Source organism: Parahoeflea olei (genome assembly GCF_001703635.1).
Lineage (GTDB): Bacteria > Pseudomonadota > Alphaproteobacteria > Rhizobiales > Rhizobiaceae > Hoeflea > Hoeflea olei.
The window spans coordinates 40,145-52,439 of sequence record NZ_LQZT01000016.1; the positions used below are offsets into that span (position 1 = coordinate 40,145).

The window sequence follows — 12,295 nt, forward strand, 5'->3', positions numbered from 1 at the left end:
TCCCGGAAAGCCTCGTTGAAGTTCATCGCCGCTCTCCGTCCGCAATGTCACGCACAGCTGCGAGGCTCAGTTGGTCCTGACCGGTGCAAGCAGATCGAACGGGGCGCCGGAGACCTGCCGCGACGGCAGGCGGGTGTAGACGGGCTCGACTTCGCTGGTGGAGATGGCCTTGAATTCATCGCGGGCATAGGCCTCGGCCTGGGGCGCGGCTGCCAGGTTGAAGGCCTGCACCAGCGATCCCATTGCCGCAAGCGCCTGGTAATCGGCATAGATGGCGGCATACTGCGCCGTCTTGGCCAGCACCTGGGTGTTGAACCGGGTGTTCTGGGCGCCGAGCACGTCGAGCAGCGAGCGTTCGCCCACCCGGAACTGGTCACGGTAGGAGGAAACCAGCGACCCCGAAGCCGAGGCCTGCTCTCTCAACAGGCTTGCCTGCTCGGCCCGCTTCCTGCGCTTGTCCCAGGCCGACTGGATCGATTCCTGCACCTCGCGGTGAACCAGGACATTCTGCATCCGGCTTTCGCTGGCGCGGCGGATGCGTTCCTGCTCGGCTGCCAAGTCCCGGCCGCCGCGATAGAGATTCCATCGGGCCACCACCTTGGCTTCGAGGTCGGAGGTTCGGCCTTCCGCGCCGTCGATGTCGCTGCCGACGCGCGCCTTGGCTTCGAAGGAAATGACCGGCAGATAAGAGGATTTGGCGCCGCGGGCGAGCGCATCGGCGGCATCGACATCGGCGCCGGCGGCGGCGATGCGCGGGCTCTGGCGCCGGGCGATCTCGACGGCCTCGGTCACGCTCCGCGGCAGCGCCTTGGCCACCGAGGGAGGGCTCTGGAGCGAGCTGGGCCGGACGCCGACAAGCCGCAGGAACCGGATCTGCGCCTGTTCCAGGTCTTCTTCCGCCTCGTTCAGCCGTGCCCGCGCGGACAGCACCCGTTCATTGCCCTGCATGCGGTCGGCAGACGTCAGCGTGCCGCCGGAAACACCCTGGGAAATGTCCGACACGATGCCCTGAAGCTCGCTCACGTTCCGGCGCGCGATTGCCACCAGTTCGTGCTGGAGCATGATTTCGAAATATTCCTGGGTCACGGCAAGCGCGATGGCTTCGGAGCGCTCGGCCACGCGGAAGGAGGCGCCGTCGACGCGGGAGGCCTGGCGCTCGACTTCGGCGCGGCGGGCGCCGCCGTCAAACAGGGTCTGGCGGAAGGTCAGGCCGACATCGGCGGCATCGAGCGTCTCGTCCTCGGTGCCGAGCCGCCGCCGTCCCGGGCTGTCGAGGCCGCGTTGCCCCGCTGAGGCTTCAAGGTCGAGCGTCGGCAGATAGAGGCCGCGCGCCTGGCGCAGTTCGAACTCGACGGCTTCCCGGTTCTGGATGGATTGCAGGATCTCGGGGTTCGATGTGAGCGCCTCGTCAACGGCTTCCTTGAGTGTGAGGGCACCCGAAGGGCTGAGGGCAACTGCCCAGATGCCCAAGGTCAGGCTGCTCGCCTTGAGAAGCTTCGTGATCATTTCGCCCCCAGAATTTTCTATTCCCAGATGTCTCGTAATGACATTGGCGTCGGAATTCGAGTCGGACGCTCATTACTATTGGCCGGGATGAAAAATGAATACTAGAAAGTGGCCATTGTGCAACACGAACACTGCGCCAATAATCTATTGGTGTATTGTGACTCAGTTTTCGCATGTATAGTTGCGATGGATGGCATATATATTTATACTATTAGGCATAGATATTTATGCGGGTCGCATTTTGGATACTATTGGTTGAATTGAGCCAATTAAATATCCTGGGTTGCGACGGGGCGCATGGCAATTTCACTACCGGCAGGCAGGGGGCGCGCTTAGTCCCGGGACCGGAAATAATTGACGATGCACGAACCGCCGTTGCGCTCGACCGAGATCGGCAAGCCGTAAAGCCGGGACAGGCGCTCGCCTGTCATGACCTCGCCAGTGTCGCCGACGGCTTCAATGCGCCCGTCCTTCATGGCCACGACCCCGTCGGCAAAATTGGCGGCGATATTGATGTCGTGCAGCACGAGCACGACGGTCTTGCCCTTGTTGCGGCAGAGATCGCGCAGCAGCTCCATCATCGAGATCGCATGGCGGATGTCGAGGCTTGCCAGCGGCTCGTCGAACAGCATGCAGTCGGCGTCCTGGGCGAGCGTCATGGCCACGAAGGCGCGCTGGCGCTGCCCGCCCGACAGCTCATCGAGAAACCGGTCGCGGAACGGCGCGAGATCGAGCGCCGCAAGCGCTTCGGCGACATGCCGGGCATCCTCGGGGCCGGGCCGGCCGCCCGAATGGGGAAAGCGGCCGAAAGCCACGAGATCGCCGACCGTGAGCCGCGCGGTGATGTGGTTCTCCTGCCGCAGGATCGACAACCGGCGCGCCAGAACTTCGCCGGCGGTGGACGCCACATCGAGCCCCGCCACCCGGATCCGTCCCGTGTCCGGCTTCATCAGCCGCGCGATCATCGACAAGAGCGTCGACTTGCCGGCCCCGTTGGGGCCGATCACGGCGGTGAGACGCCCCTCGGGCAGCCTCAGGCTGACATCGTCGACAACCGCGGTCGCGCCATATCGCTTGGTCAGTCCCTCGACTTCGATCATCGCGCAAGGCCTTTCAGGAGAAGAAACACGAACACGAGCCCGCCCGCGAACTCGATGACGATGCCCACCGCGGAATCGAAGCCGAGCAGGGTTTCGAGCACCAACTGGCCGCCGGCAATCAGCAGGATGCCGATCATGGCGGCGGCGGGCAGCAGGAACCGGTGCGAGAAGGTGGGCAGCAGCAGATAGGTGAGATTGGCGACCAGCACGCCGTAGAAGCTGATCGGCTCGAAACCGTTGATCGGTCCCACCAGCGCGGTCGAGGACGCCACTAGTACCGAGACCAGCACCAGAATCAGCGTGACCAGCCTGCGGTAATCGACGCCCAGCCCGATCGCCGGCTCGCGGCCGAGCAGCAGCACGTCCATCACGAAACGACGCTTCCAGATGGCGAGGCCGACCAGGCCGATCGCCGTCGCGCTCATGCCGATCAGCACCGGATTGACGCCGTTGAAGCTCGCAAACAGCCGGTCCTGCAGCACCACGAACTCGTTCGGGTCCATGATCCGCTGGAGAAGCTGGGTGATGGAGCGGAAGATCAGCCCGAACACGACGCCGACCAGCAGCAGCAGGTGCAGGCTGCGGCGTTCGCCCAGGAACAGCCAGCGATAAAGCAGCAGTGCCAGCGCCAGCATGCTGGCTGCCTCGAGCAGGAACAGCAGGCGCGGATCGAAGGCCGCCACCCGGCCGGCGCCGAGAAAGAACACCAGCACCGTCTGCAGCAGGGCATAAAGCGCGTCGAAGCCGATGATCGAGGGCGTGAGAATGCGGTTGCCGGTGATCGTCTGGAACAGGATGGTCGACACCGCGGTCGCTGTCGCCACCAGCACGATCGCCGCCAGCTTCCGGCCCCTGAGTTCGAGCACATAGGCCCAGTTGCCCTTCACGCCGACCGTCATGAAGGCGATGGATGCGGCAAGCACGACCGCGGCAAGCGCGAGCACTATGAGGCCCGGGGGGAGGGCGTGCCGCCGCGCGGGGAGGATCGTCTCAGGAGGCACGGGCCGGTCGCCTCAACAACAGGAAGAGAAACACAAGCCCGCCCACGACGCCGAACACGGTGCCCACCGGGATTTCGTAGGGATAAACGATCAGGCGTCCCGCCATGTCGCAGGACAGCACCAGCAGCGCCCCGGTCAGCGCCACCCAGGGCAGCGCCCGGCGCTGGTTGTCGCCGACCGCGAGACTGACCAGGTTGGGAACCACCAGGCCCAGGAACGGGATCGAGCCGACGGTGGTGACGACGATCGCCGAAACCGCGGCGACGATGGCGAGCCCGACCGCCAGCGCCTTCTCGTAGTCGAGACCGAGATTGCGGCTGATGTCGGCGCCAAGCGCGGCAATGGTGAAGCGATCGGCGAACAGATAGGCGGCAAGGGTGAAGGCGAGGGTCAGCCAGAGCATTTCGTAGCGGCCCGAGATCACCAGCGAGAAATCGCCGTTGCGCCAGGCGCCGAGGGACTGCAGCAGGTTGGCGCGGTAGGCGATGAAGGCCGTGACCGAGCCGATGATTGCGCCGAGCATGATGCCGGCAAGCGGCACCAGGAGCGGCGAATGCGCCGGGATCCGGCGGATCAGATAGACGAAGAAGGCGGTTCCGACCAGGGCTGCGGCGGCGGAGCCCGTCATTTTCAGGATCACCGGCGCTCCGGGAAAGAAGATCAGCATCATCAGCATGCCGAAGCTCGCCGCCTCGATGGTGCCGGCCGTCGACGGTTCGACGAAGCGGTTGCGCGCGAGCATCTGCATGATCATGCCGGCCACCGCGAGGCTGGAACCGGTCAGGATCAACGCCGCGGTGCGGGGCAGGCGGCTGGCGGTCAGCGCCTCAAGCGTGGCCGCGCGGGTTTGAGGATCGAGCAGCGCCGAGGGCGTGACATCGGCAACGCCGACAAACAGGCTTGCGAGCGCGAGCAGCAGCAGGCCGCCCGCCGCCAGCCACAGCCGGCCGCCGGCAACCGCACGGGTCTCTGCGCCTTGCTCCATCACCCGGTCATTCGCTCCGGTCGAGCGCCGCGGCGAGTTCGTCGACCATCGTCTGCAGCGCGGTCAGACCGGTGCCGCTCAGATACCAGGCATCGGCCTGCAGGTAGACGATCCGGCCGCTCCGCGCGGCCTTCGTCTGGTTGACGAGATCGTTGTCGAGAAGCGCCTGGGCCGATTTGCCGGAGCGGCCGATCGCGGCATCGCGGTCGATGACGAACAGGTAGTCGGGATCGGTCTTGAGGATGAATTCGTAGGAAATCGCCTGGCCGTGGGTGGCGACCTCGAGATCGGGGGCCGCCGGCCTGATGCCGAAATCGGTGTGGATGATGCCGAAGCGCGAGCCCGGGCCATAGGCCGAGATGCGGCCGCCGGTGGTCAGGATGATGAGCGCCTTGCCCGCATGCTCTGCTTTGGCTTTCACGGCGGAGGCCGAAGCCTCGAACCGCGCGATCATCGCATCGGCGTCCGCCTGTTTGCCGAAGACCGAAGCCAGCGTGCGGTTGGTCCGTTCCGCACTCGCGAGGAAGTCGGTGTAATCGGTCTTCATCTCGATGGTGGGTGCGATGCGCGAGAGTTCGCCATACTGCTCGGCCATGCGCTCGCCGGAAATGATGAGATCGGGCGCGGCCGCCGCGATCTCCTCGAAGTCCGGCTCGAACAGCGAGCCGATCTTCAGATAGTCGCCGGAATTATAGGTCTCGAGATAGGCCGGCTTGACGCCCGAAGGCACGCCGGAAACCTTCACGCCGAGCGCGTCGAGCGTGTCGAGCGCCGGCAGGTCGAAGACGAAGACCTTTTCCGGCGCGGCCTCGATCGCGGTGGTGCCGCGCGCATGCGCGACCTCGACCGTATCGGCGCGGGCAGCAGCAGGCGCCAGTGCCAGCGCTGCGCCGAGCGCCAGGGCGGCGACAACCCTGCGCCGCGAGGGGGTGTGCAAACGGGACATCATCATCTTCTCCGGGAGGTGAGGCGGGCGTGGTCAGGCCGCATCGGGTGCACGCACCCAGTCGAGCGCGCCCATCTCCTCGCGCCAGGCGAAGCGGCCCAGATGCACTTCGATAATGGATTGCGCACGCTCCAGGCTCTCCGCGTCGGGAGCCTCCACGGTCATGCGCAATCCGTTGTCCTCGGCCTTCATGAGGCCGATCGCGCCCTGGAAGACGCACCGCCCCTCGCGCTCGTCATGGGTCACCTCGATCTTGTGCGCAAAATGCTTGCACAACTGGGTGAGGTATTTGCTGCCATTGGCGGTTTCGTAAAAGGCTGTGCTTTCAGGCATGGCGTCTTTCTTTCGGGGGGCGGGCTATCCGGGAAGCCGGGTCAGAAGGTGGTGGTCAACTGAACCGTGAAGGTCCGGCCCGGCGCCCAGACCGGGTCGATGCCGCCACGGGCCGAGCTCGCGGCATAGCTCGAGCGCTCGTAGTAGGTCTCGTCGAAAAGATTGTCCACCGACAGACGCAGCGTCGCGTTTTCCCATTGCTGGGGCGTCCATTCCGCATAGGCGTTGACCACCGTGTAGGACGGCTCCTCGTAGAAGGTGGAGATGGCGTCGATGGAGCCGGCCCATTCGAGGCTCGCGCCGACCTTGACGTTGTAATTGACGAATTCGTGGTCGACGAACAGCGTCGCCATGTCGCCGACCGGCATGAAGGTCGCGCCGTTCGGGATCGCCGTGGCGCCGTCGAGGGTGACATCGGCCTTGGTGTAGGTGCCGCCGATGGTGGTGTCGAGGAAGCGGTAACGGGCATTGAGCGTCACGCCGCGGCTGCGATACTCGTTTTCATTGCTCAGGAAGCTGGTGCCGTAGGAGGGCAGTCCGGCGATGCGGGTGTCGAACAAGGTGATGCCGGCGTTCCAGTTGTCTCCGGAGAAATTGACCCCGCCCTTGAAGTTGCGTGCGGACCCCGCCTCGAAATTCGGGTCGGTGGCAAACAGCGCGTCGCGGGCATGGACATAGCCGTAGTCGCCGATCACGTAGCCGAGCCAGGTGCGGGAGGCGCCGGCGAAAACCTCGATATTGTCGGTGATGGCGTAGGCCACGGTGGCATTGACGCTGCCGCCGCTGTCCGAACGGTCTTCCTTGTTCCAGTCCTCGAAGTGATGGAAGTCGTAGCGCGCGCCGGACGAGATCTTGAAGCCGTTGTCGAAATCGAACCGCCCCTGCACGAAGGCGCCGACCTGTTCGGTGTAGAACTCGCGGTAGCGCGGCGTCTGGTTGCCGTAATTGTCGGTCTTGTAGTCATGCCGGCCGAAATCGATGCCGGCCGTGACGCTGCCCCGGTCGAGGGTAAAGGTGTTCTGCACCTTGCCGCCATACAGGTCCTCGTTGAGCACCATGTTGCCATTGGTCCGGTTGGCATAGTTGTCGCGCCAGTAGTCGTTCTCGCTGAAATAGACCATCACTTCCGGGTCCCACATGTCGGTGGGCGCGATCGAGGTGTAGCTGAACTTGATGTTGTGGCGGGTCACCTCCATCGGATGCACGGTGTCGCCGGCCAGGCCCATATTGGCTTTGATCAGGCGGTCGGCGTCGTCGACGCTGCGTTCGTAGCTCAGTTCGAAACGGCTCTCGTCCGTCTCGTAGCCGAACTTGCCCAGGAAGTTGCGAGCCGCGGGCTCCGTGCCCAGGATCTCCAGCCCGTCGCCGTTCTTGTAATTGTCGCCCTCGGTGAGGTGGCTCATGATGAACCAGTCGAACTGCTGGGTGCGGCCATAGGCTGCCGCGCTGCCCGCGCCGCCGCGACCGTTGGAGCCCCAGGAGGCGCTCATCCGCGCGCCGAGGTTCTTGCCGTCCTCGAGCAGGTCCTTGGCGCCGACGGTCTCGTAGCGGATCGCGCCGGCGGCGGCGGCAAAGCCCGCGTCGGCTGCCGCGGCGCCGGCCTCGACTTCGACGCGCTTGAGGAAGGCGGGGTCGATCACATTGGAACCGGTGTGGTGCCAACTCGTCGCCGTCTGGGGCACGCCGTCCACGGAGACGGCGAGGTTGGACTGCTCCATGCCGAACACATGCACGCGCTTGGCCGGCCCGCCGCCGCCGGAGACGGTCACCGAGGATCCGCGCGAGAACAACTCTGACACATCGGCCGGCTGCAGGTCCTCGAGATCCTGCTGGGTGATGACGGTGCCGCCGGTCGCCTCGATATTCTCCTCGCCCTCGCTGACCACGGTGATCCGCTCGAGCACGGTGGCATCCTGCGCCAGCGCGCCGCCGGCAATCGCCAGAGGCGCGACGGAAGAGGCAAGGACCAGGCCCGCGATCTGCAACAGGTTGTTTCCGGAGGACTTTTTCACTGCGACACTATGAGACATGATTTTACCCCTAACGCACCGGCCACCCCGCCGGCTAAAAGTTGATACATTCTGTCATGTTTGTTAGAGAAGCAGTGTCGCGAATGCCAGTTGCAGAGCTATGCGCAGCGATCAAAAACGTATGCAGAAATGGAAATGCACATGAAAGTCCCCGGTACCGCGCGAGAATTCGTCGTTCGCAACGATGATGTGACGGTCGGCGACCTGGCCCGGTTCGGCCAGATCAATGCATCGCAGGTCGACATCGGAGCGCGTCCGCTCCCCACCCGTCCGATCCTGCGGGGCGACCATCGCATCCTGCGGCTGCAATCGGGGTTGAGCGTGCACACCTCCGATACCGTCGCGGTGGAGAACCTGACGACCACCACCGAACAGGCCCCGGGCCTGTCGATCCTGTTGTTCCTGTCGGGCCGTGTCGAGGTCGAGATCGGCGAGATGCGGATGACGCTCGGCCCCGACCAGGACAAGCCGGTGCACGCGGTGATGATCGCGCGCGCAAGGACCGAGCGTCTCGTGCGCACGGTGGCCAAGGGCGAGCGGGTGCGCCACATCGTGGTCACGGTGCGGCCGGAATGGATCGAGGCCTGTGCCTTTGACACCGACGAGATTCGCCAGACGGTTCTCGAATTCTGCAACACCCATCTGTCACGCCTGGAATGGAAGGCGGATCCGGCGCTTCTGGCGATCGCCGAACGGATGCTGCATCCCCCGGCCATGGCTGAAAAGCTCTATCTCGAAAGCCGCGCGCTCGACATTCTCGTCGACGGGTTCGCGGCGCTCGCCAACAGCGAGCAAAATCTGGGCTGCCCGCATCTGTCGCCCACCGGGCTGCACCGCCTCGAGATGATCAACGCCACCATCGCCATGGCGGGGAACAGGAAACTGTCGGTGGAGCAGGTCGCCCGCGAAAGCGGGGTCAGCGTATCGACCATGCAGCGGCTGTTCCGCGCGGGCCACGCCATGTCGGTGGGCGAATATCTGCGCAAGCGCGGCCTCAAGCTGGCCCGCCGCCTGCTCGAGACGGAGAATGTCAGCGTCGCCGAGGCGGCTTATCTCGCGGGCTACAACAGCCCCACCAATTTCGCCACCGCCTTCAAGCGCGAATTCGGCGTCACCCCGCGCGAGGCGCGGAGCGGCAAGACCCACTAGCTCCGGCGACCCGCGACCGCAGAGCGCGCGCCGGGGCGTGCCGCGGGGCGGGGTGGGACGCAAGGCGGCGGACTGTTCGCCCGGGCGCTGACCGTCCGGGCGAAGCGTGCTTTCACCCCCTGCTATTTCGAGCTTCCCCCCAGCACGCCGGCCACGAAGGCGCGCTGGAACAGCAGATAGGCCAGGAGGATCGGGCCGATGGTGATGATCGTGGCGGCCATCAGCGTGCCGTGCTGGACGACGAAGCCGCTGGTCAGCGCGTTGAGGGCGACCGTGACGGGCCTGGCGCTGTCGTTGCTGGTCAGGGTCATGGCGAACAGCAGGTCGTTCCAGATGGCGCGGCTCTGGATCACGCTGAGGGCGGCGAGGCCCGATCCCGATGCCGGCAGCAACACCTTGTAGAAATATTGCGCATGCCCGCAGCCATCGAGCATCGCCGCCTCGAACATCGAGCGCGGCACCGAGGCGAAGAAATTGCGCATGAAGAAGGTGCAGATCGGCACGCCATAGGCCACATGCACCAGCCACATGCCCGGGATCGAATTGTAGAGCCCGAGATTGCGCATCAGCGAGAACAGCGGGATCTGCACGATCTGGTAAGGCACCAGCATGCCGGTGAGCAGGAACATGTAGATGACGAAGCCGGTCCGGCCCCTGATCTGCGCGAGCGGATAGGCCGCGATCGCGCCCACCAGCACCGACAGCGCCACGCCCGGCACGGTGATCATCAGGCTGTTGGCAAAGGTGGCGCCCAGCCGGTTCCAGGCTTCGGCATAATTGGCGAAGGTGGGGGAGGCCGGCAGCGACAGCACGTCGAGCACCTCGGCCGGCGTTTTCAGCGAGGTGTTGATCGCCACCAGGATCGGGATCGCCATCAGCAGGCCGATCGCCAGGGCGAAGCCATGCCTTAGCCAGGAGGCGCTTTGCTCAGTTGTCATTGGAGGCCTCCTCGACGCGTCGGGCCATGTAGATGATGAAGGGCAGGACGACGGCGGCCGAAACGAACAGCATGAAGACGGCGATGGCGCTGGCTTCCCCCATCTTCAGCCGCCCGAAGGCGACGTCGAACATCTGCGTTGCCAGCACGTCGGACGAATAGGCCGGGCCGCCCGCGGTCATCGCCCAGACGATGTCGAACAGGCGCATGGCATCCACGCTCGACATGCCGAGCGCGACGGCGGTGGAGGGCCAGAGCAGCGGAAAGGTCACCTTGGTAAAGGTTTGCCAGGCCGTCGCCCCGTCGATGCGCGCGGCTTCCAGGCATTCCCGCGGCAGGTTCTGCAGCCCCGCAAAGAAGACGATGAAGGAAAAGCCGACCGACCACCAGGCGGCCGACACCATCAGCGAATAGGTGACGATGGCGGTGTCGCCGAGCCAGTTCTGCGCCAGAAAGCCCAGGCCGACTTCGTCGAGGACGCGGGTGATGAGCCCGGCACTGGGTTCGTAAAGCCAGCGCCAGATGGCCGCGACCGCCACGGGCGGCAGCGTATAGGGCAGGAAATAGACGAACTTGGCGAGGCCCTTGCCGCGCACCAGCGAATTGGCCAGCAGCGCCAGGCCAAGCCCCAGTCCCGTGGGCGCCAGCACGTAGAACACCAGCCAGCGCAGGTTGTTGGCGAGCGAGGTGTGAAAGCGGCTGTCGCCCAGCAGCGCCAGGAAATTGGCCGTCCCCACATCGGTGCGCACCGGCGACAGGCCATCCCAGCGCTGGAACGCCAGCACGAAGGTTTCGAAGACCGGATAGAGATAGAAGACGCAGAACATGCCCACCGGCAGGGCCAGGAACAGCGCATAGACGCGCGTCGAGCCGCGCTGCCAGGGGGCCGGAGTGTATTTCGCCATGTCGTTTGCTCCGATTGGGGCAGGGCGGCTGGCCGCCGGACGGTGTAGAAGGGACGGCCACCCGGAGTTGGCCGTCCCGTTTGCGCAGGCGTGAGACGCGGCGGATTACCAGGTCACGAACAGACCCTTGTCCTTGGCCGACAGGCGGAGGTTCTCGAGCGTCTCGATGACCGACTCCATCGTCGCGTCGCTCGGGTCGGAGGCAAACCGCTCGATCTGCACGCCCAGTTCCGAGCCGAGTTCGGTGGGCAGCAGGAAGAACAGGTTGGGCAGGACGGCGCCATTGGCTTCGGCCGCCATCATGGTCTCGTAGGTCTTCACCCCGATGGCGTCATAGATGTCGGTCGGGGTTTCCAGGTTGGCGGCAACCGAGCCCTTGTGCTTGTTGAAGGCTGCCTGGCCTTCGGGGCTGGCGGCGGCGCGAAGCAGCGCATCGGCCGCGGCGTTGGAGGTGTCGGTGCCGTTCGGGGTGGCGATGGCATCGACCTGGATCACCACCGCGCCGCCGGTGCCGGGAGCGGGGAAGAAGTCGTAGTCCGTTGCCGGCTCGAGCCCGACATCCTTGAAATAGCCCGAGGCCCAGTCGCCCATCTGGTAGAACACCGCGCGGCCGGCGACGACGTCATCGGCGCCCTGCGGCCAGCTCTTGCCGGACCAGTTGGCGACGTAGTGCTTGGCATAGGTGTCGCGGTAGGTGGCCAGCGCGGTACGGAATTCGTCGCTGTCGAACGACAATTCGCCGGAACCGAGCTGGAAATAGCCCTCGGTGCCGACCGCGGCAATCAGCGGCACGTAGAAATTGTAAAGGCTCCAGAACGGCCCGCCGGCATTGGCAAGACAGCCCTTGCCGGCCGCTTCGATGGTTTCGCAGGCTGCCTGCAGGTCCTCGAACGTGGTCGGGATGGAGATGCCGAGTTCCTCGACCAGCGCCTTGTTGTAGAAGATATTGCTGATCGCATGCATGTTGAGCGGCACCGCATAGGGGGTGCCGTCCACCTTCATCACCCGCTGCAGGCCGACGGGGAAGATGCGGTCGCCGCCGAATTCCTCCCACAGCGGGGAGATGTCGCGCAACTGTCCGGCATCGGCGAAGGTCTTGAGTTCGTATCCCATTGCGCTCTGATAGGCCGCAGGCGGCGTGCCGCCGAGCAGGGCGGTCTGCAGCTGGCGGCGCAGTTCGATGGCGCTGCCGGGGAAGTCCTGGCCGACGATCGGCGTGTCCGGCGATTGCGTGTTGGCAACGGCCAGAAGCGCTTCGACCGCATCGAGCTCCGCACCACCTCCCCAATAGTGCCAGACCTGGCTGGCGTCCGCAGCACAGGCTGTGCCGGACAGCAGGCCGCAAAGCGCGACGGTGGCTCCAAACTTCTTCATGATCACATCTCCCTTGACTTCAGGACCTT

At 65.2% G+C, this 12,295-nt stretch carries 11 protein-coding genes; 1 reads left to right on the forward strand and 10 read right to left on the reverse strand.

Annotated features, from left to right (window positions below):
• Positions 1-66: 66 nt before the first annotated feature.
• The 7 genes from AWJ14_RS12110 to AWJ14_RS12140 form a co-directional block, all read right to left on the reverse strand.
• Complete coding sequence (locus AWJ14_RS12110; RefSeq protein ID WP_083220224.1) at positions 67-1,506, reverse strand: TolC family outer membrane protein; 1,440 nt, start codon at positions 1,504-1,506, stop codon at positions 67-69.
• 332 nt (positions 1,507-1,838) lie between these two features.
• Complete coding sequence (locus AWJ14_RS12115) at positions 1,839-2,606, reverse strand: iron ABC transporter ATP-binding protein (RefSeq protein ID WP_066179219.1); 768 nt, start codon at positions 2,604-2,606, stop codon at positions 1,839-1,841.
• A complete protein-coding gene (locus AWJ14_RS12120; RefSeq protein ID WP_083220227.1) occupies positions 2,603-3,505 on the reverse strand; it encodes an iron chelate uptake ABC transporter family permease subunit in 903 nt (300 codons plus the stop codon). Before AWJ14_RS12120 ends, AWJ14_RS12115 begins: the two co-directional genes overlap by 4 nt.
• 91 nt (positions 3,506-3,596) lie before the next feature.
• Positions 3,597-4,592, reverse strand: coding sequence for an ABC transporter permease (locus AWJ14_RS12125; RefSeq protein WP_083220225.1), 996 nt, complete (start codon positions 4,590-4,592; stop codon positions 3,597-3,599).
• 7 nt (positions 4,593-4,599) lie between these two features.
• Positions 4,600-5,544: a siderophore ABC transporter substrate-binding protein gene (locus AWJ14_RS12130; protein WP_066179222.1), complete on the reverse strand. Its 945-nt coding sequence runs from the start codon at positions 5,542-5,544 to the stop codon at positions 4,600-4,602.
• 27 nt (positions 5,545-5,571) lie between these two features.
• Complete coding sequence (locus tag AWJ14_RS12135; protein WP_066179225.1) at positions 5,572-5,871, reverse strand: DUF2218 domain-containing protein; 300 nt, start codon at positions 5,869-5,871, stop codon at positions 5,572-5,574.
• 41 nt (positions 5,872-5,912) lie between these two features.
• On the reverse strand, positions 5,913-7,901 hold the full coding sequence (locus tag AWJ14_RS12140) for a TonB-dependent receptor domain-containing protein (RefSeq protein ID WP_066179228.1): 1,989 nt from the start codon (positions 7,899-7,901) through the stop codon (positions 5,913-5,915).
• A gap of 141 nt (positions 7,902-8,042) precedes the next feature.
• Between AWJ14_RS12140 and AWJ14_RS12145 the strand changes: the two genes are divergently transcribed.
• On the forward strand, positions 8,043-9,050 hold the full coding sequence (locus tag AWJ14_RS12145) for a helix-turn-helix transcriptional regulator (RefSeq protein ID WP_066179231.1): 1,008 nt from the start codon (positions 8,043-8,045) through the stop codon (positions 9,048-9,050).
• Between the two features lie 122 nt (positions 9,051-9,172).
• Here the strand turns inward: AWJ14_RS12145 and AWJ14_RS12150 are convergent, their stop codons facing one another.
• The 3 genes from AWJ14_RS12150 to AWJ14_RS12160 all read right to left on the reverse strand — a co-directional run bounded on the left by AWJ14_RS12150 (position 9,173) and on the right by AWJ14_RS12160 (position 12,266).
• Complete coding sequence (locus AWJ14_RS12150) at positions 9,173-9,988, reverse strand: carbohydrate ABC transporter permease (RefSeq protein ID WP_066179234.1); 816 nt, start codon at positions 9,986-9,988, stop codon at positions 9,173-9,175.
• Complete coding sequence (locus tag AWJ14_RS12155) at positions 9,978-10,892, reverse strand: carbohydrate ABC transporter permease (protein ID WP_066179236.1); 915 nt, start codon at positions 10,890-10,892, stop codon at positions 9,978-9,980. Before AWJ14_RS12155 ends, AWJ14_RS12150 begins: the two co-directional genes overlap by 11 nt.
• Positions 10,893-10,997: 105 nt before the next feature.
• Positions 10,998-12,266: an ABC transporter substrate-binding protein gene (locus AWJ14_RS12160; protein WP_066179238.1), complete on the reverse strand. Its 1,269-nt coding sequence runs from the start codon at positions 12,264-12,266 to the stop codon at positions 10,998-11,000.
• Positions 12,267-12,295 lie beyond the last annotated feature (29 nt).